Below are 24,163 nucleotides of genomic sequence, written 5' to 3' on the forward strand. Positions count from 1 at the left end.
GGTGCAGCCGCGGCCGGCAGTGCGGCTGCGGCCGGCGGTGCAGCCGCGGCCGACGGGGCACCCGCGGTCAGCCGTGCGGCCGCCGGTCAGCGGTCCTTCGGGTCGAGCGCCCAGAGGCCGAGCACGACGAGGAACGACAGGCAGAGGAAACCGGCCCCCCACCAGGCGGTGCCGGAGTTGCCCTCCATCCATTCGTCGACGATGACGGTCAGGCCCCAGAGCTGGCCGATGACCACGGTCATGGCCAGGGTCAGCCGGGCCGTGAGCTTCGAGGAGCGCTCCGGTTCCTGGTCGCTGCCGGCTCCCGGCCCCGGTCCGGTGTGGCGGACGCGAGGATCGCCGTAACCGCTGGTGGCCCGGATCTGCGGGTAGCGCTCGTGGACGGGCCGGTTGAGCTCGGGCCGGGAGCTGCCCGGGTGGTACTCCGGGTAGTGCGGGACGGGCTCGGGCTGCTGGGAGTCGGTCATGTGCGCCTGCCGGAGGTCTCGGTGCCGGAGGTCTCGGCGCCGGTTGCCGTGGTGGCTTCGTCGGCTCCGGTGGCACCGGCCGCGGCAGGAGCCTCGGCGCCCCTCTTGGCTCCGGGGCAGCCGATCCGGGAGGCGAGGTCCGGGCGGTCCTCGCCCAGCCGGCGGCAGAGCCCCTGTTCGATGCTCTCGCCGGAGCGGGTGGTGCCCACCGCCCAGATACTGCCGTCGGTCTGCTCGGTGAGGACCACCTTGGGCAGTCCGCGGGGCGGCGGTCCCGCGGTGACCTCGCCGGTACGGGCGTCGAAGACGCCTTCGTGGCAGGGGCAGTACAGCTCGCCCTCGGAGCCCCGGTCCTTCCGCCAGAGCACGGCGCAGGCGAGATGGGTGCAGATGGCCGAGTAGCCGACGAGGGTCCCGTCATTGAGCCGGACGGCGACCGCGCGGTCTTCCTCGTCCGGGTAACGGAAGGCGAGGGACTCGCCGGGCAGCAGCCGGGCGCTGATCCTCTTCGGTGCGGGTGCCTTGGCGTCGTCGGGGTCGCCGTGGCGCGGGAGGATGCCGGCGGCGACCCCGAGACCGCCGACGGCGAGTCCGCCGGAGACGGTGGTGACGATCCGCAGGTAGTCGCGCCGGGTGGTGAGGGAGTCCGCGGCGATCCGGTCGTGCAGGGCCTCACGCGGGTCCCCGGCGGGCGGCGGGGAGGGCGGCTGGTCGGTGACGCTCATCGGCGGACGTCCTTCCCGTTGATCTCCACGACGGGCAGGCCCCCGGGCACCGGCCACTGGACCCGGTCGGCAGGGACCACCATGGCCACGCCGGTACGGACCTCGCTCTCGCCGAAGACGAAGGTGTCGGCGACCTGGACGCCGGGGCGCTCGGCCTGGAGCTCCTCGACGGTTCCGTAGAAGAGCGCCCCCGTCGGGCAGACGGTCGCGCACATGGGGGCGAGGCCGTAGGCGGTGCGGTCGTAGCAGAGGTTGCACTTCAGCTGGAGCTTGGCCTGGAGGTCGATCTTCGGGACGCCGAAGGGGCAGGCGTTGACGCAGTTGGCACAGCCGATGCAGCGCGTGGTGTCCGCCTGCTGCACCACCCCGTCCGCGGTCACCAGGATCGCGTCGGCGGGACAGACCTCGGCGCACGGGGCAACGGGGTCCTCGCAGTGCATGCAGACCGTGGGAAGGGAGGCGACGGACCGGCCCTCGTCGGTGTAGTCGAGGTGGATCATCGACTTGCCGCGGTGCGAGTCGCATTCCCGGCAGGCGGAGACACAGGCCTGGCAGCCGATGCAGCGCCCCGGGTCGATGAAGATCGTTCTGCCCATCATGCGGGCCTCAGCTCCTTTCCGAGGTGCCACGGCCCTGGGGGGACGTGGGCGGCAGCGGGTCGGTACGGGAGACCTGGGTCTCCGGGTAGGCGACATGGCCCGGCGCGACAGGGGGTGCGGGGACCTCGTCGATCTTCTCTGCGTGCTCGATACGGCACGCGCACACCTTGTACTCGGGGATCTTGGAACGGGGGTCCAGGGCATCGATGGTCAGTGCGTTGGCGGAGGTGGGAACGGGCCAGTGGTACGGGATGAAGACGGTGTCGGGGCGGATCGCCTCGGTGACCAGGGCGGGGAAGACCTCACTGCCGCGCCGGGTGACGACGCGGACCGGTTCCCCGTTACGGAAGCCGTGGGAGGGGTGGATCTCGGCCCAGGGGCGCGGGGTCTGTTCGACGAGGGCGCCCAGGCGGCGGGTCTGGTTGCCGGAGAGGAAGTGCGCGACGGTGCGTCCGGTGGTGAGGGACATGGGGTGCTCGTCGTCGTACGGGTCCATCGGCGGATGCCACTCGACGGCCTGCATATGGATCTTGCCGTCAGGGTGGTAGGTCCTGCCGTCCTCGAAGAGGCGGGGGGTGCCGGGGTGGTCGGTGGAGGGGCAGGGCCAGGCGATTCCGCCCGTCTCCTCCAGCCGTTCGTAGGTGATGCCGTAGTAGTCGTTGACGGTGCCGGCGGAGGCGATCCGTAGTTCGTCGAAGACCTCGCGGGAATCGGCGAAGGCGAATTTGTCGCCCGCGCCGAGGCGCTTGGCCAGTTCGCACATCACCCAGGTGTCGGTCCGTACGCCGGGGGGCGGGTCCTGGGCCTTGTTGTGCTTGACCACACGGGCTTCGGCGTTGGCCATCACCCCTTCGTCCTCGGCCCAGGTGGTGACGGGGAAGACGACATGGGCGTTGGCAGCGGTCTCGGAAAGGAAGAAGTCGAATTGAGCGTGGAACTCTGTCGCGTCGTACCCCTCCTTGACCACCTTGTAGTTGGGGAGGGAGACGAACGGGTTGTTGCAGATGCCGATCAGTCCGCGGATCTCGCGGCGCTGCATCTGCCAGACCATTTCCATCATCGACGTTCCGGCGGGCGGGAGTTCGGACTCCTCGATGCCCCAGATCTCGCAGATCTGCCGGCGGTGCTCCTCGTTCGTGATCGAGCGGCCGCCCGGCAGGAGGTCGGACTTCTGGCCGTGCTCCCGGCCGCCCTGCCCGTTGCCCTGGCCGGTGATGGTTCCGTATCCGGCACCGGGTTTGCCGATGTGCCCGGTGGCCGCGCAGAGGTTGATCACGGTGAGGCAGTTCTCGACGCCCTGCGAGTGGTGCTCGATACCTCGGGCGTGCCAGGCCATGGCCTTGGGCGCACGGGCGAAGGTGCGGGCGACCTGGACGATCTGTTCGGCGGGGACGCCGCAGATCTCGGCGGACCTGGACGGCGGGTACTCGGCGGCCTTGGCCTTCACCTCGGCCCAGCCGGTGGCGTGCTCGGCGAGATAGGTCTCGTCGGTGAGCCCTTCCTCGATGACCACGTTCAGTACGGCGCTGAAGAACGCCGAGTCGGTGCCGGGTTTGAGGGCGACGTGGATGTCGGCGGTCCGGGCGATGGCCGTCTCGCGCGGGTCGATGACGATCAGGCTGGCCCCGCGGTCCCGGGCGCCCCACACGTACTGGGTCATCACGGGGAAGCACTCACCGACGTTGGAGCCCGCGATCAGCAGGCAGTCGGTGAGCAGGATGTCGGAGAAGGGGTTGCCGGCCCGGTCGATGCCGAAGGCGAGCTTGTTGGCGCCGGCGGCGCTGACCATGCAGAGTCGGCCGTTGTAGTCGACGTGCCGGGACTTGAGGGCGACTCGGGCGAACTTGCCGACCAGGTAGGTCTTCTCGGAGAACAGGCTGGCCCCGCCGAGCAGCCCGAAGGCGTCGTTCCCATGGGCCTGCTGGATGCGCTTGATCTCGGCGACGGTGAAGTCGAGGGCCTCGTCCCAGGAGACCTCCCGGAAGTCCTCGTCGCGGGAGCGGCGCATCAGCGGGGCGGTGAGCCGGTCGGGGTGGTTGACCTGCTGGTACGCGTTGATGCCCTTGGGGCACAGCCGCATCCGGTTGATGTCGTGGTTGCGGGGTTCGACGCCGAAGACCTTGCCGGCACGGTCGACGCGGAGATACATCCCGCACTGGACGCCGCAGAAGCAGCAGTGGGTGGGGACGAGCGTCTCGCCGTTCTGGTCGGCGTGCCACTGGTCGGCGGGGATGCCGCCCGCGTCCCGGAAGGCGCGGGTGCCCGGCGGCGCGAGCGAGGGGTCGAGGGGCACGACCGCACGGGGGTCAGCCGCTCGGGGATCGGCCGCTCGGGAGCCGGCAGCTCGGGGGTCCGCGGTCACTTGAAGCCCTTCTTCACCTGGGAGAGATAGGCACTGCCGCGCAGCACCCGCTTGCAGCGCGGGCAGTACTCGGCCCACGCGTCGAAGCCGAGGCTGAGGTCGCGCATGGTGCCGCGGAGGTTGTCGACGTACGGGGCGGTGTCGATGGGCTCCTCGCAGCGGCGGCAGCTGAAGACCTTCTGGTCCTGCCGGCCGGTGTACTTGAACAGCTGCATCCCGACCGCGGCCGGCCGCTGGACGATGTGGAAGAACTTCCCGAAGGGGATGTAGATGAGGGTGAAGACCACCGACACCATGTGGAGGATCGCCAGGAACTCGTATCCGCCGCCGTGCAGGAAGATCGAGGAGAAGGTGAGCAGCAGGCCGGTGACGGAGATGACGATGAGCGCGATCAGCGGCACCAGGTCGTAGGCGAACCGCTGGCCCGTGATGGCGCCGCGGTCCTTCATCCGGCGCCAGAGGAAGTAGGAGGCGCCCGGGATCACGAGAACGGCGGCGATGTCGAGGCCGTGGAACATCAGCCAGCCGAGGATGTCCAGGGAGTCGAATCCGATGATCTTGAATCCCCAGATACGCATCTCGTAGCCGGGTCCGGAGCCGCTGCCGGAGGTGAAGGTGAACCAGCCCCAGGTCAGCGGGAAAGTGATCAGGGAGGCGAGGATGCAGCCCCAGAAGATCAGCTGGTGGGCGGCCCAGCGGGCGTGGGAGCGGGCGCCGAGGAACTTCTGGAAGCCGAGGTAGGTGGCGATCATCTTCGGCAGGGCCGTGGGGGCCTTGCGGAAGTTGGCTACCGAGAAGAGGCTCCCCCAGCCCTTCCTGAACAGCCTGCGGGCTCCGGGTGCGGAGACCCAGACCGTGTAGCGGTAGGCCACTCCGAAGGCGAGGAAGACGGTGGCCACGGCATAGGGCAGGAGGGCCGAGTCGAAGTTCTCCAGAAGCCCGCTGCCGAGCACGATCGCGATGACGAGCAGGAGGGAGACGACGACGCCGGCCGCGGTCGCGCGGGCGGTGACGGACCGGGGGCTCGTGGCACCGGGGCGGACGGACACGTCGGGCGACGGCGGGCTGCCGGCCGCTGCGGGCAAGCCGGTGCCGGTACCGGGTACGGGGTGCGCGGCGGCAGAGGGTTCTGGTGGCTCGGTCACTCCGCCACCGTAGAGACGTATGGGACGAATGCTCCTGTTTTAAGACCCTACGGGGTGAGCGCGTCGGGACGGGACGGCAGCCGCGGATACGTTCGCCTCCCACTGCCCAGCAGCCGGCCGCCGCAGCACAATGACCACCACCACGCCCCGAGCACGACCGCGAGCACGACCCCGAGCGCGAGGAGTACCGGATGACAGGCCAGGACAACGCGAGCCCTCTGAATCACCCTTCGCAGCCGCCACAGCAGTCACACCAGCCACACCAGCCACACCAGCCACAGCCATCGAATCCGTCGCAGTCGCCCCAGCCGCCGCAGCAGCCGCAGCCGCAGCCGCAGCACGGTCGGTCGGCGCACGGTCGGCTGGACGCGCTGACCGACGTCGCCGGAGTGCGGGTCGGTCATGCGCCGCTCGCGGGCAAGGGGGCGCTCAGCGGTACCACCGTGGTCCTCGCCCCCGAGGGTGGCGCGGTCGCCGCCGTCGATGTGCGCGGCGGCGGCCCCGGCACCCGGGAGACTGACGCGCTCGACCCGCGCAATCTGGTGCAGCGCATCGACGCCGTGGTCCTCACCGGTGGCAGCGCGTACGGGCTGGACGCGGCGTCCGGCGTGATGGCCTGGCTGGAGGAGCAGGGGCGCGGCGTGCGGGTCGGCGCGGATCCGGCGCAGGTCGTTCCGGTGGTCCCGGCGGCGTGCATCTTCGACCTGGGCCGGGGCGGCGACTGGCGGGCCCGCCCCGACGCGTCGACCGGCCGGGCCGCCGTGGAGGACGCCGCGCGCACGGAGCCGGGGGCGGCGGTCGACGAGGGGTGCGTCGGCGCGGGCACCGGCGCGGTCGCGGGGCAGCTGAAGGGCGGGGTGGGGACGGCGAGCGTCCTGCTGCCGTCCGGGATCACGGTGGGCGCGCTGGCCGTGGTGAACGTGGCGGGCTCGGTGCTCGACCCCCGTACCGGAGTGCTGTACGGGGAGTACGGCGCCGCCGAACCGGCCGTCACCCCCGCGCCGGAGATCCACCGCGCGGCGCAACAGCGCCTGGCGCAGGCGCACGACGCGAACGCGCGCCCCCCGCTCAACACCACGCTCGCCGTCGTCGCCACGGACGCCGACCTCAGCCCGGCGCAGGCACAGAAGCTCGCGGGCACGGCACACGACGGGCTGGCGCGCGCCGTCCGGCCCGTGCATCTGCTGACCGACGGGGACACCGTTTTCGCACTGGCCACCGGCGGACGGACGCTGGACCCGGCGAACCCGATCGCGCTCAACGACCTGCTGGCAGCGGGTGCGGAGGCCGTGACCCGAGCCATCGTGAAGGCCGTGCGGGCGGCGGCGGGCGTCAGCGGCCGCGAGGGCGGCGCCACCTATCTCTCGTACAGCGATCTCTACGGCACACGGCACCGTCCGCGGCGGCCGGAGGAGGGCAGCGGCGCCGCAACCGACTCGGCCTCTACGTAGGGAAGTTCGGGCAAATCGCCGGGAACCTTCTGCGTGCGTCGTACGTTTTCCGGAAGCCCGGTCACGATGTCAGACCCAGGGACTACGTTAAGCACGCATCGGGTAACACGCGGCGACGGCCTGGAGAAGCACCTTGAGCGATCCGTACGAGACAACCGAGCAGCACCTCGAGCGACTCCTGCGACGGGCTCTCAACTCGTTCGACCTGACCGACAGCACGGTGGAGCGGCTCGGCACGGCGCTCGCCCACAGCAGCTCCCTGCATTCCTCGCACCACAGCTCGGCCCTGCACCGCGAGACGTACCGGCATACGTATCTGCTGGCCGACGGCAGCCCGTTCGTCCTCTGGGAGCTGGTGCACTGCGGTCAGCGTGACGTCGGGGACCCCCGCCACGGCTCGCAGCCCGGTGCCCGGCAGCACGAGCTGTACGAGGACGAGGGCGACGTGCACATCGCCGCGGCCAGGCTCACCGGCGGGTTCTGCGACGCCCCGGTCTTCGGGGACGACGGGCCGCAGGCCGATCTGGAGGTCCTCGCGGCCCTGATGGCCGCGCCCCCGGCACCGCTCCCCCGGATGTACGCCCCGGACAACTCCGCGGACCACGCCCGCCGCGTGCTGCGCCGCGCGGAGAACGGGAACGTGCCGGGCGAGGAGACCGCCCACCTGCTGCGGGCCGCCTTCGCCCACCACATCACGCAGATCTTCGGCCGGCAGTGCCAGGTGGACGGGCGGGACGCGGGCTTCACGCTGTACGAGCACGCCTTCCTACTCCTGGACGGCAGCGAGACGAGCCTGTGGGAGGTCGAGCACACGGCGACGCCCGACGGCCGCCACATGTGCGAGGTGTACGGCGACGAGGAGACCGCACGCGGTGCGATGGAGAGCCGTACGCGCATCTGCTGACCGCTCCGGAGGGCCCGCACGGGGTACGACGGCGCGGCGCGCCCCACCACCCCGTGCCGCGTACAACCACCTCGTGCCGCGTACCGGACATGACGGTGCCCGCACCCCCCGAGGGAGTGCGGGCACCATCGTGTTCCCCGTTCCGTCGCCCCGTCCGCCCCGTCCGCCCCGTCCGCTCAGTGCGTGAGCACGGGCTCGTCGGCGGGCCCGTGGGCGGACTCGTCGGCGGACTCGTTCACGGGCTCAATCACTGGCTCCGTGGTGGCGTCGGTGGCCGCCTCGCCGCCCTCCACGTGCTGCTTCGGCCGGGCCGGGAGCGCGAACATCAGCAGGAAGATGGCCGCGAGCACGCCGGCCACCCACCAGAGCGACTGCTCGAAGGCGTCGGCGAACGCCGGACCCACCTGCGCGGGCGTGAGCCTGTCACCGATCGCCCCGAAGAAGACGACCGAGACGAGCGCGAGTCCCAGCGCGTTGCCCATCTGCTGCACGGTGTTGAACAGCCCGGAGGCGGAACCGGAGTGCTCCTTGGGCACCTCGGACAGCACCGCGTCGGCCAGCGGGGCCACGATCAGCCCCATGCCGATGCCCATGACCACCAGCGGCAACGCCATCTGCCAGGACGTGATCCCCATGCCGTAGCGGTCGGACTCCCAGATGTAGAGCAGCAGCCCGGCGACCATCAGCAGCGCCCCCGCCTGGAGGACCTTGCGGCCGAAGCGCGGCACCAGCTTCTGCACGGAGATCCCGGCCGCGAACGAGACGGCGACCGAGAACGGGATCCCCGTCGTGCCGGCCCGCAGCGCGCTCCAGCCGAGCCCCTCCTGCATGTACAGCGTCCAGACCAGGAAGAAGATGCCGAGGCCGATGCCGAAGGTCAGCTGCACGGCGATGCCCGCGGCGAAGCTCTTGACCCGGAACAGCGACAGCTCGACCAGCGGCGAACCGTCCCGGCTCGCCTTCGCCCGCTCGAAGAGCACGAGGACCAGGAACACCACGAGGCTGCCGGCCATGGAGAGGTAACCCCAGAGCGGCCAGCCCAGCTCCTCGCCGCGGGTCAGCGGATAGATCAGCATGAGCATGCCCGCCGTCACCAGCACCACGCCGGTCAGGTCGAGGCGCAGCGCCTTCGGCGCCTTGGACTCGGTGATGAACTTGCGCCCCAGGATCAGCCCCGCGATGCCGACGGGCAGGTTGATCAGGAAGATCGGACGCCATTCGAGGCCGGCGATGTTCCACTCGGTGAGCAGCGCGCCCAGCAGCGGCCCGGACACGGCGCCGAGGCCGACGATCGCGCCGAAGAGGCCGAAGACCTTGCCGCGCTCGTGTGCCGGGAAGGTGGCGTGCACGATCGACAGCACCTGCGGGACCATCAGCGCGGCCGTGGCGCCCTGGAGGATGCGGGAGGCGACCAGCATCTCCGGGTTGGCGGCGAAGCCGCAGAGCGCGGAGGCCACGGTGAAGCCGGCGATGCCGATGAGGAACAGCCGCTTGCGGCCGTAGATGTCGCCGAGCCGGCCACCTGTGATCAGCCCCGCGGCGAAGGCCAGGGCGTATCCGGCGGTGATCCACTGGATAGAGCTGAACGTGGCACCGGTGTCCCGCTGGATGCTCGGGATGGCGATGTTGACGATCGTGACGTCGACCAGGTCCATGAAGGCCGCGGTCATCACGATGGCCAGCGCGAACCACCGGCGGCGGTCCGAGGAGTCCGAGGAAACCGCGGTCGCGGCCGCCCCGGACGGCTGGGGTGCGGAAGAAGTCATATGAAGAAGTTAAGGGCCTATTAGGTCAGCTCGTGACCCATTGGGCGGGCATCCTGGGTGACATGACCGACACCCCGGCACGACTGCTGAATCTGCTGTCACTGCTCCAGACGCCGCGGGAGTGGCCGGGCAGTGAGCTCGCCGACCGGCTCGACGTCAGTCCGCGCACCATCCGCCGGGACATCGACCGCCTCCGCGACCTGGGGTATCCGGTCGAGGCGTCGCGCGGTGCGGTCGGCGGCTACCGGCTCGTCGCCGGCACGGCCATGCCGCCGCTGCTGCTGGACGACGAGGAGGCGGTGGCCATCGCGGTGGGGCTGCGGGCCGGGGCGGGTCACGCCATCGAGGGCGTCGACGAGGCCTCGGTCAGGGCGCTGGCCAAACTGGAACAGGTGCTGCCCTCGCGGCTGCGCCACCGGGTCTCCGTCCTCCAGAACGCGACGGTGCCGCTGACCCGCGGTGACGGTGCGACGATCGACCCGCAGACGCTGACCGTGATGGCGTCGGCGGTCACCGGCCGGGAGCGGCTGCGGTTCGCGTACCGCGCGGGGGACGGCGCCGAGACGCGGCGGCAGGTCGAGCCGTATCGCCTGGTCAGCACGGGGTGGCGCTGGTATCTCGTCGCGTACGACCTGGAGCGGGAGGACTGGCGCACCTTCCGCGTCGACCGGGTGAGCGATCCGCTCGCGACCGGGGCCCGCTTCGCACCCCGTGAGCTGCCCACCGGTGACGCGGCGGAGTTCCTGAGCCGTTCCATGTCGCGCATCCAGCCGCGGGTGGCGGTCGAGGTGAGCTTCGCGGCCTCGGCGGAGTTCGTCGGAGCGCGGCTGCCCGCCGCGATCGGGCCGCTGGAGCCGACCGGCGAGCACAGCTGCCTGCTGCGTACGGTGCTGGCGGACTCACTGGAGTGGGTGGCGGTGCGGCTGGCGCTGGCGGAGTGCGAGTTCACCGTGCACCGGCCACCGCAGCTGGTGGCGCATCTGAACGAGCTGGGCGGCAGGCTCACCCGTGCGGCGTCCTCCGCGGCCCTTGAGGGCTGAGCACAGGCACAGGCGCAGGCACAGGCGCAGGCACAGGCACAGGCACAGGCACAGGGCCGGATCCCGGAAAAAAGGATGAGCGGAAAAAGGATGAGCCCCGGCGCCAGGGGGGGGTGGGCGCCGGGACTCAGCTCAGGGGGCCGATGTGAAGCGGCCTAATTCGGAGGTTACTGGACTTCGGCTCACGCCGCAGCGTCAAAGCCCGTGTCGTGAGCCATTCGCTTCAGTTCGAGCAGTGCGTGCTTCTCGATCTGGCGGATTCGCTCCCGGGTCAGCCCGTGCTGCTTGCCCACCTCGGTCAGCGTCCGCTCACGGCCGTCCTCGATGCCGTACCGCATCCGGATGATGGAGGCGGTGCGGTTGTCGAGCCTGCCGATCAGCTCCTCCAGCTCCTCGCTGCGCAGCAGTGTCATCACCGACTGCTCGGGAGACACCGCGGAGGTGTCTTCCAGGAGGTCGCCGAACTGGGTGTCGCCGTTGTCGTCCACCGACATGTTCAGGCTGACCGGGTCACGGGCCCAGTCCAGCACGTCACCGACCCGCGAGGTCGTGGAGTCCAGCTCGGCGGCGATCTCCGCGTGCTCCGGGTCGCGCCCGTGCTCGCGGTTGAACTCGCGCTGCACCCGGCGGATCCGGCCGAGCTCCTCCACCAGGTGGACGGGGAGCCGGATCGTGCGCGACTGGTCGGCTATGGAGCGGGTGATGGCCTGCCGGATCCACCACGTCGCATACGTGGAGAACTTGAAGCCCTTGGCGTAGTCGAACTTCTCGACCGCACGCACGAGGCCCGCGTTGCCCTCCTGGATCAGGTCGAGGAGGGGCAGCCCGGCCCGCGGATACCGGCGGGCGACGGCCACCACGAGTCGGAGGTTGGAACGGATGAATACGTCCTTGGCGCGCTCGCCCTCGGCGACCAGCGCCTCGAGCTCCTCGCGCGAGGCGCCACCGGCATCGCTCTCCACCACGCCGTCGAGTATCCGCTGCGCGAAGACGCCCGCCTCGACGATCTGCGACAGCTCGACCTCCTTGGCGGCATCGAGCAGCGGCGTGCGCGCGATCTCGTCCAGGTACATGCCGACCAGGTCGCGATCGGCGATCTCCCCGCCCACGGCGCGAACACTGCTTGCCCGGTTGGTCCCGCCGGTGGCGGACGAACGACGGGCGACGGCACGGGTTGCCATGCGTGCTCCTTGCTGAGTAGGTCGCGACACCCTTTCGGGTGCCCAGCTTCCGATGGAAACAACGACTGGAATCCGGACAGAATTCCCATGCCTGGCATTGAATTTCGCGCTCATGCAGTACCCTGTCGCGCCACCGGCGCAGGACACATGGTGCGGTGAGGGGCACAGACGCAGGTCAGACCAGGTATCGAGAGCGATGTGCGGGCCTTGACGGCCATCTGCAACCCCTTACAACCCTTACGCACGTGAGACCGCCCTCACATCCGGCACGGCTCCCTTCGCCCCGGAACGGCACCCTCTCCGGCCGCGCTCCCGCTCCACCCTTGAAGACGACCCGCACCGGCTCCAGGTTGCTCAGGATGTCCGTAATGTCGACGGACATCGAACCCTGGCCGAACGGCATTGGACCTAGTCCCGATCGCCGCGTTCCCTAGGACCGCAGCCCGTCACCTCCCTAGGACCACAGCCCGTCACCTCCCTAGGTCCACAGCCCGTTGTGTCCCTAGGTCCACAGCCCGTTACGGAGAGCCGCCGCGGTGCCTAGCGTGATGCCGCATGGACGACACGACACGCAGGAATCCCGACACCTCCGGCACGCTCGACGAGGCACTGGAACGGCTCCACTCCTTCGGCCCCGAACGCGAGGGCTGGCTGAGCAATCACGCCCCGATGGCCGTGGAGGCGCTGGTGCACCACGGCCAGGCACCCGGGGTGCACCGATGGCTGGACCACTACCGCGCGAAACTGGAGGACATGCCGGACCGGTTCACCGAGGTGACCCCGGCGAACTGGCGCGAGGCGCTCGGCGACCCCCGCCGCATCGCCGACTGGACGGCGTACTTCGAACGGGAGACGGCCGACCGTCCGTGGCGCGAGGTCCTCGCCGAGTGGTGGCCCCGACTGCTCCCCGGCATCGCGGCCGGGGCCACGCACCCGGTGATCCGGGTCGGCCACTGCGTACGCACCCTGCTGGACTCCGGGGAGAACGCGCCCCGCGTCGCGGAACTCGCCCACGGGCTCGGCTACTGGGCCGCCCGCCACCAGCCGCTGCCCCCACTGGTGCCACTCGCCCCCGCGCCCGGCGCCGCTGCCGCGCTGGACGCGGTCGACCGGGTGCCGGACCAGAGCGGCGGCATCCGGGAACGGCTGGGACAGCTCACCGCGTTCCCGCTGTGGCCGCAGCGGCCCGTGACGGACCCGGATGCCGCCCGAGCCCGCCTGGAGGAGCTCGTACGGGCCGCGACGCACCGCTACGCGGCGTACGCGCACGGCTCGCCGGTCATGCTCGTGCACGCCGCCACCGCACCCAACGCCGTCCTGCGTACGCTGCCGGCGCTCCCCCGGGACCTGTGGGCGCCGAGCCTGGACGCCGCGTGGGCGGCCGGCGCGGCGGTCACCGCCGCGTACTCCCCGGCGCGGCCGGCCGACTTCCCGGCCGTGCCCGACGGCCTGGCCTCCGAGGAGATCTTCGCGCGGGCGGCCGCGCACGGGGACGACCACACCATCAAGTTCACCGACACCGCACTGGACGTCGGCGACCCGACCGCGCTGGCGGCCGCGCTCCGCTCGATCGAACTGAACCCTCCGGTGCTCTGACCCCTGCCACGAACCGGGGCCTGTCCGGCCGGCGAGCGAACCGCCACCCGGACAGGCCCCGGCTAGGACCGCCCCCGGGCCGTCCTGGCCGTACTGCGCCGTCCTAGCCGTACTGCAGAGAGCGCTTGGCCAGTCCCATCCAGAACCCGTCGATCACGCTGCGTCCCCGGTCGAGCTCCTGCTCCGCGGCGCCGAGCGTCACGAAGAGCGGGGCGAAGTGCTCGGTGCGCGGATGGGCGAGCCGGCCCGCCGGGGACTTGTTCTCGAAGTCCAGCAGCGCGTCGATGTCCCGCGCCTGGAGCGCGCGGCTCCCCCAGTCGTCGAACTCCGCCGACCAGCCCGGGGTACCGCCGCCCGGATGCCGCAGCGCGGCCAGGTTGTGGGTGAAGAAGCCGCTGCCGACGATCAGGACGCCCTCGTCGCGCAGCGGCGCGAGCTTGCGTCCGATGTCCATCAGCTTCTGCGGGTCCAGCGTGGGCATGGAGATCTGCAGCACCGGGATGTCGGCCTCCGGGAACATCTCCACCAGCGGGACGTACGCCCCGTGGTCGAGTCCGCGGTCCGGGATGTCCTGGACCGGCGTACCGGCTCCGCGGAGCAGTTTGCGGACGCTCTCGGCCAGTCGTGGGGCACCCGGCGCGGCGTACCGCACCTGGTAGTAGTGCTCGGGGAAGCCCCAGAAGTCGTAGACGAGCGGAATCGTCTCGGTGGCGCCGAGGGCGAGCGGGGCCTCCTCCCAGTGGGCCGAGACCATCAGGACCGCCGTGGGCCGCGGCAGCCCGGCGGACCAGGCCGCCAGTTCGCCGGGCCAGACCGGGTCGTCGGCCAGCGGCGGGGCGCCGTGGGAGAGGTAGAGGGCGGGCATGCGCTCCGCGGTGACTGTCATGGCACTCCCCATCCGCTGCTGCTCAAGGTAAGTCTTCTACTGGGCCTTCAGAAGGAACACTTCTTTAACCTTCAAGTTCCTACGTTCGGAGACCTTAGCTCTATCTAGTTCAACTTTCAAGAAAAGGTCGTACAGTGGAGTACATGACCACGGCATCCACCGGTGCGCCGCGCTGGCTCACCGACGAAGAACAGCGCGTGTGGCGGGCGTACCTCCACGCCACCACGCTGCTGGAGGATCATCTCGACCGCCAGTTGCAGCGTGATGCCGGTATGCCGCACATCTATTACGGACTGCTCGTCCAGCTCTCCCAGGCACCCCGCCGCCAGAAGCGGATGACCGAGCTGGCCAAGGACGCCAAGATCACCCGCTCCCGGCTCTCGCACGCCGTCGCCCGGCTGGAGAAGAGCGGCTGGGTGCGCCGCGAGGACTGCCCGTCCGACAAGCGCGGCCAGAACGCGGTCCTCACCGACGAGGGCCACGAGATGCTCCGCGGCTCGGCACCGGGCCACGTCAGCGCCGTACGCCAGGCCATGTTCGACCGGCTCACCCCCGAGCAGGTGCGCTCGCTCGGCGAGATCATGCAGGTCATCGCGGCCGGACTACAGCCGGAGGGCCCGAACGCCGACCTCCCCTGGCTCCGCTGACCCACGTACACCACCCACCGCACAGGCCTCTGCCCCGGTTCCGTCGGACGGAACCGGGGCAGAGGCCTGTGCGCCGGGGTCAGTGAGCGACGACCGGGATCTTGAGCTCGTCCTCGACACCGTCGGCGGAACCCGAACCGGTACCGCCGGACGTCGTGACCGACGAGGGACGGCCGGCGTTGATGAAGGTCACCGCGATCGCGGAGGCCACCACCAGGATGCCGACGGCCCACCAGATGGCGCCGGTGAAGCCGTGCACCATCGACTGGAGCTTCAGCTGCTCCGGGTCGGTGGCACCGAGCGCGGCGTGCGAGGTGGCGTACGCCGTGGCGGCCGAGGCGGCGATGGTGTTGAGCAGCGCCGTGCCGATCGCACCGCCGACCTGCTGCGAGGTGTTGATCATCGCGGAGGCGACACCCGCGTCACGCGGCTCGATACCGTGCGTGGCCAGCGACATGGCGGGCATGAACGCCGTACCCATGCCCAGACCCATCAGGAGCTGCCCCGGCAGGATGACCGCCGCGTAGGACGAGTCGACCTGCAACTGCGTGAGTATCAGCATGCCGACGGCGGCGGTCAGGAAGCCGGGCCCCATCAGCATCCGGGCCGGAACCCGGGTCATCAGCCGGGCACCGATCTGCGTCGAACCGGTGATCATTCCCGCGATCATCGGGAGGAAGGCGAAGCCGGTCTTGATCGGCGAGAAGCCCTGGACGACCTGCAGGTAGTACGTGAGGAAGAGGAACAGGCCGAACATCGCGATGACGCCGAGGCCCAGCGAGAGGTAGACGCCACCGCGGTTGCGGTCCATCAGGACACGCAGCGGGAGCAGCGGCGACTTGACCTTGGACTCGGTCAGCACGAAGGCCAGCAGCAGCACGCCCGCGGCGACGAACGTACCGATGGTCATCGGGTCCGACCAGCCGCTGGACTCGGCGCGGGTGAATCCGTACACCAGCGAGACCAGACCCAGCGCGGACAGGACGACGCCCGGGATGTCGAGCGACGAGCGGTTACGGCTGCCGGCCGGCTCGCGGATCACGAAGTACGCGCCCAGGGCCGCGACGATCGCGAACGGGATGTTGACGAAGAACGTCCAGCGCCAGTTCAGCGTCTGGGTGAGGAAGCCGCCGAGGATCAGGCCGACGGCGCCACCGCCACCGGCGATCGCACCGTAGATGCCGAACGCCTTGGCGCGCTCCTTGGCATCGGTGAACATCACCGCGAGCAGCGAGAGGGCCGCGGGGGCGAGCAGGGCCCCGAACACACCCTGGAGGGCGCGCGAGCCGAAGAGCATGCCCTGGTTCTGGGCCGCTCCGCCGAGCGCGGACGCCAGTGCGAAACCGATCAGACCGACGACGAAGGTGCGCTTACGGCCCCAGAGGTCGGCGATCCGGCCTCCGAAGAGCAGCAGCCCGCCGAAGGCGAGGGCGTAGGCCGTGATGACCCACTGCTTGTTGGCATCCGTGATGCCCAGGTCCGTCTGGGCGTGCGGCAGGGCGATGTTCACGATCGTGGCATCGAGCACGACCATCAACTGAGCGAGCGCGATGAACGCCAGCGCTTTCCAGCGACTCGGATCAGGAAGTCGGACATCAGCTGTTTTTGACATGGGAGTAGCCACCTAAGGGCGCGCTCGGGCGCGCGAAGTCGTGAACCGTGAAAGCGGTCGTGAACCGTGAAGCGGTCAGGAACCGTGAAGCGGTCAGGAACCGCGCACACGGAGAAGCTCGGAGACGCTCGGTGAGCGCGAGGGTCGGACGTGGGTCGGCGAGGGTCGGGCACGGGTCGGGCACGGATCGGGAAGAAAGGCGTGGTCGAGGCGTGGCGGACGCGCGGCCGGGCAGCCGTCTCAGGGGCCCGGCGCGAGGGTCAGGTCCGGCGCCGCAGGTCCTCCAAGGTCGCCGCCGTTCCGGGCAGTCGGGACCGGGCCGGGGCCTCCAGTCCGTCCAGGAACAGCTGGATGTGGCGGTGGGTGAACCGGTCGATGTTCATACAGGCGATGCCTGGCAGCGGCCGGGTGAGCTGGGAGAGGGCGACCAGTACGTCACCGACGGCGATGTCGGTACGCAGGCGCCCCGCGGACATGGCGCGCCCGACGAGCCCTTCGACGGCCTCTTCGAGGCGCCGCAGCTCGGCGAGCAGTTCGGGATGATCCTTGTCGAAGCCGCCGGACAGCATCGGGCACAGCGCCCCGATCCGTTCGTCGGCCGCCGCGTGCACGAAGCGGCTGAGCGCGACGAAGGGGTCTCCCCCTTTGCTCGCGGCCTCCTCGGCGCGATCAGTGGTGCGGGAGGTGACCGCGAGGACGACCTCGCGGGTCAGCGCGGCCCGGTCGGGGAAGTTCCGGTAGAGCGTGGCGTTGCCGACGCCTGCGCGGCGGGCGACCTCGTCGAGCGGCACATCCGGCCCGAACTCGACGAACATCTCGCGCGCGGCCGTCACGATCCGCTCCCGGTTGCGCAGCGCGTCGGCCCGCGGGCGGGGCGTACGCGGCTGCGCGGTTCCGGCGACGGTACGAGCGGCGGTGTCCACGACGGCGCTCCTTCTCTTCCTGGTTCTCTTCCTGGTCCGTGCTGAGCTGTTCATACCCGCGTCACCGGGGCGACCCCTCCGCGTAACCGGGGAGCGCCTCCCCGTTTCGCAGGGACACCGGTGCAAACGGGGAAGTGCTCCCCGGTTATTTCCCGGCCCGGCGTGACCTGGGTCACGTCACCCGGGAACGGGAAAATCCCACCCCTTCGGCGCACCCAACGCGCGGCGCCGCACCACCCGACACAGGCTGATCCGCAGAGCGCAGCCAGGGACGGCCGGCTGCCGCGGCCCCGAAGGCGCCTCCATGCAGCAGCCCCGCCACCGGATACGCAAGCACCGCCACCCGGTCGCCCTTGGCGCGGCAACAGCCCTGGTCATCGCGGCGCTGGCCTCGGCCAGCAACACCCTCCCCCTTCCCAGCCGGGCCTCCGCCGGTCCCGTCTCCAGCACCGGATCGGCCGGGCTCGGCCCGTGCCGGATATCGCCGACCATGGGCGTACAGATGTCGGAGGGCATGCCGACGCAGCCGGGCTACGCCCACTCCACCGGCCAGATCCACGCGCTCAACCTGATGGTCGACTTCCCGGACGCGCCGGGGAAGGAGCCGGCCATGGACCGGCTCGCCGAATTCTTCCCGCAGACCACCGACTGGTTCCGCACCAGCTCGTACGGGCGGCTCACCTACGTGCCGGAAGCCCCGGTGAAGTCCTGGCTGCGGATGCCACTGCCGTTCTCGGGATACGGGATCGAGCGCGGATCACCGTACGAGCCGGGTTACCGCCACCTCGTCCAGGACATCGTCGCCGCCGCCGACCCGAAGGTGGACTTCAGCGCGTACGACCTGGTCAACATCCTCGTCAGCCCGAACGCCGGCCCCTCCGCGCTGGACACCGTGCTGTCCGTGACCTTCTCGGGCAACGACGACGCCCCGTACGCGGACGGCGTGCCGCTCGCCAACACGTCCTTCGTCTACAGCAGGCAGGACGACGGCTCGGGGTCGTACGCCCAGACCGGGTACCGCGTCCTGCCGCACGAGAACGGCCATGTCTTCGGCCTGCCCGACCTCTACACGATGGAGGGCGGCGGCTCCGTCGGGCACTGGGACATCATGTCCGAGGACTGGGGCGCCAACAACGACATGCTCGGCTGGCACAAGTGGAAGCTCGGCTGGCTGGACAACAGCCAGATCAACTGCGCGTCGGGGACCGGCACCAGCGACCACGTCCTCGAACCGCTGGCCACCCGCGGCGGCACGAAGCTGGCGTTCGTGCCGCTGACCGCGGAATCCGGCTACGCGGTGGAGGTACGGACCCAGGCGGGCAACGACCAGGCGGTCTGCCGGCCCGGCGTACTGATCTACAAGGTCAGCTCGGACGTCGACACCGGTCAGGGGCCCATCTCCGTCGCGGACAGCACCAAGGACAGCAGCGGCTGCACCCGGCTGCCCAATGTGCACGCCGAACTCTCCGACGCCCCGTTCCAGCCCGGCCAGACCTTCACCGACCGGGCCACCGGGATACGCATATCGGTGGTCGACAAGGACGCCAAGGGGAACTACCGGGTAAGGATCACTCGCCCCTGACCTCCCGCGCCTCCCCTGGCTCCCTCGCCTTCCCTGCCTCCCTCGTCTCTCCTTCGTCCCTCGCTTCCCCTTCACCCCTCGTCTCCCGGACCTCCCGCTCCACCGGTCCACGCAGCTCGCGCTTGAGGATCTTCCCGGTGGCGTTGCGGGGCAGTGGCTCCCCGGACACCACCACATGGGCCGGGACCTTGAACGCGGCCAGGCTCCGCCCCACATGCGCCCGCAGGTCCTCGGCCGTGGCAACGGCACCCGGCCGGAGCCGCACGACGGCGGCGACCTCCTCGCCCAGCACCGGGTGGGCCACGCCCAGGACCGCGGCGTCCTCGACATCCGGGTGGTCGTGCAGCACGGCCTCGACCTCGACGCAGTACACGTTCTCACCGCCGCGGATCACCATGTCCTTGATCCGGTCGACGACGCTGATCCGCCCCTCGCGGACCACCGCCAGATCTCCGGTGCGGAACCAGCCACCGGAGAACGCCTGCGCCGTCGCCGCCTCGTCCCGCCAGTAGCCCCGGACCAGTGCCTGCCCGCGCAGCCACAGCTCACCGACCTCCCCCTCGGGGAGCGCCTCCCCCGCCGGATCGGCGATACGCACCTCCGTGGTGGGGGTCGGGCGGCCGACGCTGCCCGGGTGCAGCCGGTAGTCGGCACCGAAATTCGCCAGGACGCCACCGCTGGTCTCGGTCAGCCCGTACCCGTTGCGCGGCTCGATCCGCTCGCCGTAGCGGGCGGTGAGCCGCACGACCAGATCCGGCGGGGCGGCGGCCCCGCCCGTGTTGAGCATCTGGAGGCTCTCCAGCCCGTCCCCCTCCCTGGCCGCCGCGGCGAGCAGTTGGAGCGCGGTGGCCGGCACCCCGGCGTAGTGCGTCACCCCGTGCTCGCGGATCAGCCGCAGCGCTTCCTCCGCGTCCCACTTGCGCATCAGGACGAGGGCGCCACCCGCCGACATCGCGGCGTAGAAGCTGGTGAACGCGGCGACGTGGAAGAACGGGAACGTCAGCAGCGAAACGGGCGCGGGTCCCTGCCCCGGGATGACACCCCGGCCGAGCGCGGAGGCCGCCGCGTGGAACCGGGGGTTGCGCGCGGCGCCCGCCTGGGCGAGTTGTGTGGCGACGGCACCCTTGGGCCTGCCGGTGGTGCCGGAGGTGTAGATGATCGTCGCGTCGTCCTCGGGCCGGATCTCGACGTCCGGCGGCGCGGCGAACGGATCGGGCGCGGGCAGATCCTCGTACCACTCGACCCGACCGGCCGACTCGGCCTCACCCGCACCACCGACCCGGAGCTTCTCGGGCTTCTCGGGCTTCTCGCGCTCCTCGCGCTCGTCTCGCTCGTCTCGCTCGTCTCGCTCGTCTCGCTCCTCGTCGTGAAAGACGATCACTCGGGCCCCGGACGTACGCGCCCAGGCGGCAATCCGCGGCAGCCGCTCCCCGTCGACCAGGAGCACCCGCGGCCCGGAGTCGTCGAGCGCGTACGTGAACTCGCCCTCGGTCCACCAGGCGTTCAGTGGGACGGCGACCAGTCCGGCCAGTTGGACGGCCCAGAACGCGATCTGCCACTCCGGGTGATTGCGCATCGCCACCACGGCCCGGTCACCCGGCCGAAGCCCGTACACCTCGCTCAGCCGGCACGCCAGCGCGGAGGCCGCGGCGAAGAACTCCCCGTACGAATAGCTGCGGTCCCCCGCGATCAGGAACGACTGCTCACCGAACGCCCAGGTGGTCTCCACGAACTCACGCAGGGTCCTGGGCCCGTCCGCGTACACGAGCGAGCCCGCCTGCGGCCCGTCCTCGGCCCGCACGACGGCGAACGGCCCCCCTGGCCCGGTCAACGCGGCCTCCACCCGGGCAGCCGCCACGGCGGTGGAGTCGGCCGCGGCCTCGGGAGCGGACTCGGGAGCGGGTGTGGCTGGAGTCGGGTCGGTGTGCGGCACGAACGACCTTTCTAAGCGCTTGCTCAGGGCCTTCGCGACGCTATGCCCGCACCCGAACCCCGTCAAGAGGTCCCGGGCCCGGCCCCGCGTCCGCCCACCGTCACAGATCCCAACGACCCGAGCCACACCCCGAGTGCCCGTGACGCGTCATCAACTCGCCGTGTGCCGCCGGCGGGGGAGGACGGCGACGACGAGGCCACAGACCGCCACCCGCACCGCCCATCCGGGAGCGGCCGCTCCCGAAGAACACCAGCCCCACACACTCACTGAGCCACAGAAACGGCAGGTCAGAAGCGGACACCCTTCGTCCGATGCCGCTAACACCATGGGGAAGCCCTTCGCGGGGACGGATCCGCTACGCTGTCCCTGGCCGTTCATTGGTATGTCCCGCTGCCTGCCCAGCAAGATCGCAGAAGGCGCCACACCTCGTCCGTCCAGTGGGCCTGTAGCCCTTGCCGATGACCCGTTCACCGGGCTTTCAGCAAGGTTCCCTCCAAGCCCGCGCCTTCGTAGCTCAGGGGATAGAGCACCGCTCTCCTAAAGCGGGTGTCGCAGGTTCGAATCCTGCCGGGGGCACAACGCGTTACCGCTCTGACCTGGGGTTTCTTCCCCAGGGAGGGGTCTTACTCGGCCTCGGACTTCTCGTCCGGGGCCGTTTGCGTGAGCGGTGCGTGAGCGGACGGAGAGTTGATCTCCCGAATATCGCCCAACGGATCAGCATCATCCGGCACGCACTCCAGGCCGGAATCCTCCGTGTCGTCGGGCTCGACCACCGCTTCGGGGGCGGCGTTTTCGGAGGTAGTACGGGCTCGCGGTACGAGCCGGGCTGCAGCGGTCGCCTCGGCAGAGTGGGCCGCCCTGAACCAGGTCCAACCCCGTCGCGCGCACTACGCTGTAGCGCGTGCTTCCTGCCAGCGAGCGGCGTTCGCCTTGTCGAGACGGTAAACGCCTCAGCCGCGTAGGTGGAGTCGGGGTCGGTGGCCCACTCGAACCTCATCGACCAGTTGCCGCGCCCGTAGTGCGTGTGCAGGTGCCGGGCGAAGGCGGCCAGGGCGCGCCCTTGATCTGACCGCGGTCGAGGTTGATGCGCTCAACTAGGGCGGTGATGGTTCTCACATCCGCGCGAAAAAGGGGGCGCCGATACCGGTCCGTCGCCGGTCGACCGGCGGAAGATGGGCAGCAAGCACCACCTGATCTGCGACGGACGCGGCACCCCGCTCAAAGCCATCACCACCGCGGCGAACGTCAACGACATCACCCAGACCCTCAATCTGGTCGACGGCATCCCGCCCGTCGCTGGCCGGCCCGGCCGACCGCGACGGCGCCCCGAGGCTGTCCTGGGCGACAAGGCATACGACTCGAAGGACGTACGCCTGGAACTGCGGCGCCGCAGGATCCTGCCGGTCATCTCCCTCAAGGGTGCCCCGAACATCAAGGGCCTGGGCAAGCTCCGCTACGTCGTCGAGCAGACGTTCGCCCTGCTCCACCAGTTCAAACGTCTCGCCATCCGATGGGAACGACGCCTCGAACTCCACGACGCCTTGGTCTCGGTGGGCTGCAGCCTCATCTGCTGGAGACGCCTGAAGAAGTTCGGATCATGAATCTGCGCTGCAGTTCCAGGAGTTACGGCTCACGATCGAGTTGGCGTATGACGCAAGATCCTGGACCCAAACCTGCAGACGCTGCCTCCTGAGCATGTCCAGGAAAGGGAGGGTGTGTCGGTAGGTCGCTGACCAGGTGATGTCGGTGCCGCCATGGGGGGCTCGGGCCAGGTCCACAGACCCTCGATGAGAGGTGAACAGTCCTGCGGCCTGTTCGTAGCTGAACCGCTGGTCGGGAACCATCTCGACGACGCGCTCGCGGCAGCACACACGCCCAGTAAGGGAACGGATGGTGCGCAGGTCATCCACGCGTGCCGGCCGGTCGACTCCCGCAGGCACATCCCACTCGACGTCGGGGTAGGCGGACCACAACGGCCAGGATTCTGCATCCAGGAGCGCCGCGTAGACGACGGCGGGAGACGCCGATGAGTGCGAAGAAGCAGTAACAGCGAGGGACGACACCCCAACAAGGGTAGACCGCGCCTCACCATGATCGTGTTACGAGCTCTAAGCACCACTCTCATGGTCTCTTACCGCTAGCATCTGACGCCATGTGGAACAGAAGTCAATCGTGGTGGCCCGCTTTCCAGCGGGTCTGACTCCTGTGCCCTCCTTCTACAGGCCAGACACCCCGCACGGTGGCTGGCCATGGCTGTTGACCACTGCGCGGGCCCTGGCGAAGACCTCGTAAGGGAGCAGTGATGATCAAGCTGTCGGGAATCACCCCCTCAGGCGAAGCGCATCTGGGCAACTACCTTGGAGCCGTTCGGCGTTGGGCCAGGGAACCGGGCGAGGGTGACCTCTACTTCGTCAGCAATCTGCATGCCATGACGACCCCTCATGAGCCGGATCGCCTGCGGAAGCTGACCGAGCACCAGCTCGCGATCCTCATCGCGTCCGGAGTCCCGGCCGAGAGCATGTTCGTGCAGTCCGACCTCATCCAGGAGCACATGGCGCTGTCCTGGTTGCTGGAGTGCACCTGCACCTTCGGAGAGGCCAGGCGTATGGTGCAGTTCAAGGAGAAGTCCGACGGCAACAGCTCAGTACGCCTGGGTCTGCTCACCTATCCGGTGCTCATGGCGGCGGACATCCTGCTGCACGGCACGACCGAAGTCCCGGTCGGCAACGACCAGAACCAGCACGTGGAACTCGCTCGCACCCTGGCTCGTCGGTTCAACTCGACGTACGGCGAGGTCTTCGTTGTCCCCGAGGCGGTCCTGCCCACAACGGGTGCCCGGGTCCGAGATCTGGCGAATCCCGCCAAGAAGATGTCGAAGTCGTCCTCGGAACCGGACAGTATCGTTTACGTCCTGGATGATCCGGAAGTCGTGCGCCGCAAGTTCCGGCGTGCCGTGACGGACGGGTTGAGCAAGGTCGCCTACGACCCGCAGGGGCAGCCCGGCGTAGCCAATTTGCTGGAGATCATGGCCGCGTGCACCGACACGACCCCTGTTGCTGTCGCCAGTGGCGTGACGACGTACCGCGAGCTCAAGGAGTCTGTGGCCGATGTGGTCGTCAAGGAGTTGGCGCCCGTCCGTGAGCGTGCCCTGGATCTTCTCCGGAGCGGCTCCGAACTGCGGGAGATCCGTGCCGCAGGAGCGGAACGCGCCCGGGACCGGTCCGGATCCCGTCTGAATCGCGCGCTCGAACTCGCCGGAGTGGGCTGAGCGTTGATCGGCCCGGGGAGACGGGACGAGCTCCCGCTCCCCGGGCCGCTACTGAACTTGATCGTGTGATGTCGCC

20 protein-coding genes, 1 tRNA gene and 1 pseudogene are annotated in these 24,163 nt (G+C 70.1%); 9 read left to right on the forward strand and 13 right to left on the reverse strand.

Annotation, left to right across the window (positions count from 1 at the left end):
* Positions 1-86: 86 nt before the first annotated feature.
* The 6 genes from ACIO3R_RS15100 to ACIO3R_RS15125 form a co-directional block, all read right to left on the reverse strand.
* Positions 87-467, reverse strand: a complete 381-nt coding sequence (locus ACIO3R_RS15100) for a hypothetical protein (protein WP_385025090.1) — start codon at positions 465-467, stop codon at positions 87-89.
* A complete protein-coding gene (locus tag ACIO3R_RS15105; protein ID WP_385025093.1) occupies positions 464-1,192 on the reverse strand; it encodes a ubiquinol-cytochrome c reductase iron-sulfur subunit in 729 nt (242 codons plus the stop codon). The genes ACIO3R_RS15100 and ACIO3R_RS15105 overlap by 4 nt, the downstream gene beginning before the upstream one ends.
* Positions 1,189-1,791, reverse strand: a complete 603-nt coding sequence (locus tag ACIO3R_RS15110; protein WP_385025096.1) for a 4Fe-4S dicluster domain-containing protein — start codon at positions 1,789-1,791, stop codon at positions 1,189-1,191. The genes ACIO3R_RS15105 and ACIO3R_RS15110 overlap by 4 nt, the downstream gene beginning before the upstream one ends.
* Before the next feature lie 7 nt (positions 1,792-1,798).
* Positions 1,799-4,153 carry a molybdopterin oxidoreductase family protein gene (locus ACIO3R_RS15115; RefSeq protein WP_402105905.1) on the reverse strand — a complete coding sequence of 785 codons (2,355 nt, stop codon included), beginning with the start codon at positions 4,151-4,153 and terminating at the stop codon, positions 1,799-1,801.
* Positions 4,150-5,298: an MFS transporter gene (locus ACIO3R_RS15120; protein WP_402105907.1), complete on the reverse strand. Its 1,149-nt coding sequence runs from the start codon at positions 5,296-5,298 to the stop codon at positions 4,150-4,152. Before ACIO3R_RS15120 ends, ACIO3R_RS15115 begins: the two co-directional genes overlap by 4 nt.
* 248 nt (positions 5,299-5,546) lie before the next feature.
* On the reverse strand, positions 5,547-5,702 hold the full coding sequence (locus ACIO3R_RS15125; protein ID WP_402105909.1) for a hypothetical protein: 156 nt from the start codon (positions 5,700-5,702) through the stop codon (positions 5,547-5,549).
* Between ACIO3R_RS15125 and ACIO3R_RS15130 the strand changes: the two genes are divergently transcribed.
* On the forward strand, positions 5,688-6,749 hold the full coding sequence (locus ACIO3R_RS15130) for a P1 family peptidase (protein ID WP_402105910.1): 1,062 nt from the start codon (positions 5,688-5,690) through the stop codon (positions 6,747-6,749). The genes ACIO3R_RS15125 and ACIO3R_RS15130 overlap by 15 nt on opposite strands.
* A gap of 133 nt (positions 6,750-6,882) precedes the next feature.
* Positions 6,883-7,653 carry a DUF6227 family protein gene (locus tag ACIO3R_RS15135; RefSeq protein WP_385025106.1) on the forward strand — a complete coding sequence of 257 codons (771 nt, stop codon included), beginning with the start codon at positions 6,883-6,885 and terminating at the stop codon, positions 7,651-7,653.
* 176 nt (positions 7,654-7,829) lie between these two features.
* Here ACIO3R_RS15135 and ACIO3R_RS15140 read toward each other — a convergent pair whose 3' ends face one another.
* Positions 7,830-9,419, reverse strand: coding sequence for an MFS transporter (locus tag ACIO3R_RS15140; RefSeq protein WP_402105912.1), 1,590 nt, complete (start codon positions 9,417-9,419; stop codon positions 7,830-7,832).
* A 62-nt stretch (positions 9,420-9,481) separates the two neighbouring features.
* On the opposite strand from ACIO3R_RS15140, the gene ACIO3R_RS15145 reads away from it, so the two are divergent.
* Entirely contained in the window at positions 9,482-10,459 is a 978-nt protein-coding gene (locus ACIO3R_RS15145; protein ID WP_385025112.1) for a helix-turn-helix transcriptional regulator, read from the forward strand.
* A 182-nt stretch (positions 10,460-10,641) separates the two neighbouring features.
* On the opposite strand, the gene ACIO3R_RS15150 is transcribed toward ACIO3R_RS15145, so the two are convergent.
* A complete protein-coding gene (locus ACIO3R_RS15150) occupies positions 10,642-11,640 on the reverse strand; it encodes a sigma-70 family RNA polymerase sigma factor (RefSeq protein WP_363024119.1) in 999 nt (332 codons plus the stop codon).
* Positions 11,641-12,195: 555 nt separating this feature from the next.
* Between ACIO3R_RS15150 and ACIO3R_RS15155 the strand changes: the two genes are divergently transcribed.
* On the forward strand, positions 12,196-13,236 hold the full coding sequence (locus tag ACIO3R_RS15155; RefSeq protein ID WP_402105914.1) for a questin oxidase family protein: 1,041 nt from the start codon (positions 12,196-12,198) through the stop codon (positions 13,234-13,236).
* Between the two features lie 103 nt (positions 13,237-13,339).
* On the opposite strand, the gene ACIO3R_RS15160 is transcribed toward ACIO3R_RS15155, so the two are convergent.
* Positions 13,340-14,122, reverse strand: a complete 783-nt coding sequence (locus tag ACIO3R_RS15160; protein ID WP_385025117.1) for a dioxygenase — start codon at positions 14,120-14,122, stop codon at positions 13,340-13,342.
* Positions 14,123-14,256: 134 nt separating this feature from the next.
* Here ACIO3R_RS15160 and ACIO3R_RS15165 point away from each other — a divergent pair, with 134 nt between their 5' ends.
* Positions 14,257-14,769 (forward strand): MarR family winged helix-turn-helix transcriptional regulator, encoded by a 513-nt coding sequence (locus ACIO3R_RS15165; protein WP_385025120.1) that lies wholly within the window; start codon positions 14,257-14,259, stop codon positions 14,767-14,769.
* Between the two features lie 79 nt (positions 14,770-14,848).
* Here the strand turns inward: ACIO3R_RS15165 and ACIO3R_RS15170 are convergent, their stop codons facing one another.
* Together ACIO3R_RS15170 and ACIO3R_RS15175 are read right to left on the reverse strand one after the other, a co-directional pair.
* A complete protein-coding gene (locus ACIO3R_RS15170; protein ID WP_385038052.1) occupies positions 14,849-16,381 on the reverse strand; it encodes an MFS transporter in 1,533 nt (510 codons plus the stop codon).
* Between the two features lie 260 nt (positions 16,382-16,641).
* A complete protein-coding gene (locus tag ACIO3R_RS15175; RefSeq protein ID WP_402105916.1) occupies positions 16,642-17,304 on the reverse strand; it encodes a TetR/AcrR family transcriptional regulator in 663 nt (220 codons plus the stop codon).
* Between the two features lie 304 nt (positions 17,305-17,608).
* On the opposite strand from ACIO3R_RS15175, the gene ACIO3R_RS15180 reads away from it, so the two are divergent.
* Positions 17,609-18,886 (forward strand): M6 family metalloprotease domain-containing protein, encoded by a 1,278-nt coding sequence (locus ACIO3R_RS15180; protein WP_402105918.1) that lies wholly within the window; start codon positions 17,609-17,611, stop codon positions 18,884-18,886.
* Here ACIO3R_RS15180 and ACIO3R_RS15185 read toward each other — a convergent pair.
* Positions 18,873-20,819, reverse strand: a complete 1,947-nt coding sequence (locus tag ACIO3R_RS15185) for a class I adenylate-forming enzyme family protein (protein ID WP_402105919.1) — start codon at positions 20,817-20,819, stop codon at positions 18,873-18,875. The two genes, ACIO3R_RS15180 and ACIO3R_RS15185, sit on opposite strands and share 14 nt — an antisense overlap.
* Positions 20,820-21,322: 503 nt before the next feature.
* On the opposite strand from ACIO3R_RS15185, the gene ACIO3R_RS15190 reads away from it, so the two are divergent.
* Positions 21,323-21,395: transfer RNA gene (locus ACIO3R_RS15190), tRNA-Arg, on the forward strand.
* A 551-nt stretch (positions 21,396-21,946) separates the two neighbouring features.
* Positions 21,947-22,420: pseudogene (locus tag ACIO3R_RS15195) on the forward strand (IS5 family transposase); the annotation flags it as partial.
* Here ACIO3R_RS15195 and ACIO3R_RS15200 read toward each other — a convergent pair.
* The gene (locus ACIO3R_RS15200) at positions 22,415-22,882 is read right to left on the reverse strand and encodes an SRPBCC family protein (RefSeq protein WP_402105920.1); all 468 of its coding nucleotides are present in this window, start codon (positions 22,880-22,882) and stop codon (positions 22,415-22,417) included. The pseudogene ACIO3R_RS15195 and the gene ACIO3R_RS15200 sit on opposite strands and share 6 nt — an antisense overlap.
* Before the next feature lie 239 nt (positions 22,883-23,121).
* On the opposite strand from ACIO3R_RS15200, the gene trpS reads away from it, so the two are divergent.
* On the forward strand, positions 23,122-24,087 hold the full coding sequence (gene trpS, locus ACIO3R_RS15205) for a tryptophan--tRNA ligase (RefSeq protein WP_402105921.1): 966 nt from the start codon (positions 23,122-23,124) through the stop codon (positions 24,085-24,087).
* Positions 24,088-24,163: the final 76 nt, after the last annotated feature.

Origin of the sequence: Streptomyces sp. NPDC087428 (assembly GCF_044744085.1) — a bacterium.
Lineage (GTDB): Bacteria > Actinomycetota > Actinomycetes > Streptomycetales > Streptomycetaceae > Streptomyces.

What these genes read in the sequence shown, in the direction of transcription:
- ACIO3R_RS15100 (WP_385025090.1), bottom strand. Translation starts at nt 467, where the DNA reads ATGACCGACTCCCAGCAGCCCGAGCCCGTCCCGCACTACCCGGAGTAC.
- ACIO3R_RS15105 (WP_385025093.1), bottom strand. Translation starts at nt 1,192, where the DNA reads ATGAGCGTCACCGACCAGCCGCCCTCCCCGCCGCCCGCCGGGGACCCG.
- ACIO3R_RS15110 (WP_385025096.1), bottom strand. Translation starts at nt 1,791, where the DNA reads ATGATGGGCAGAACGATCTTCATCGACCCGGGGCGCTGCATCGGCTGC.
- ACIO3R_RS15125 (WP_402105909.1), bottom strand. Translation starts at nt 5,702, where the DNA reads ATGACCGACCCGCACTCCGGCGACGTCGGTCAGCGCGTCCAGCCGACC.
- ACIO3R_RS15140 (WP_402105912.1), bottom strand. Translation starts at nt 9,419, where the DNA reads ATGACTTCTTCCGCACCCCAGCCGTCCGGGGCGGCCGCGACCGCGGTT.
- ACIO3R_RS15145 (WP_385025112.1), top strand. Translation starts at nt 9,482, where the DNA reads ATGACCGACACCCCGGCACGACTGCTGAATCTGCTGTCACTGCTCCAG.
- ACIO3R_RS15150 (WP_363024119.1), bottom strand. Translation starts at nt 11,640, where the DNA reads ATGGCAACCCGTGCCGTCGCCCGTCGTTCGTCCGCCACCGGCGGGACC.
- ACIO3R_RS15155 (WP_402105914.1), top strand. Translation starts at nt 12,196, where the DNA reads ATGGACGACACGACACGCAGGAATCCCGACACCTCCGGCACGCTCGAC.
- ACIO3R_RS15160 (WP_385025117.1), bottom strand. Translation starts at nt 14,122, where the DNA reads ATGACAGTCACCGCGGAGCGCATGCCCGCCCTCTACCTCTCCCACGGC.
- ACIO3R_RS15170 (WP_385038052.1), bottom strand. Translation starts at nt 16,381, where the DNA reads ATGTCAAAAACAGCTGATGTCCGACTTCCTGATCCGAGTCGCTGGAAA.
- ACIO3R_RS15180 (WP_402105918.1), top strand. Translation starts at nt 17,609, where the DNA reads ATGCAGCAGCCCCGCCACCGGATACGCAAGCACCGCCACCCGGTCGCC.
- trpS (WP_402105921.1), top strand. Translation starts at nt 23,122, where the DNA reads ATGATCAAGCTGTCGGGAATCACCCCCTCAGGCGAAGCGCATCTGGGC.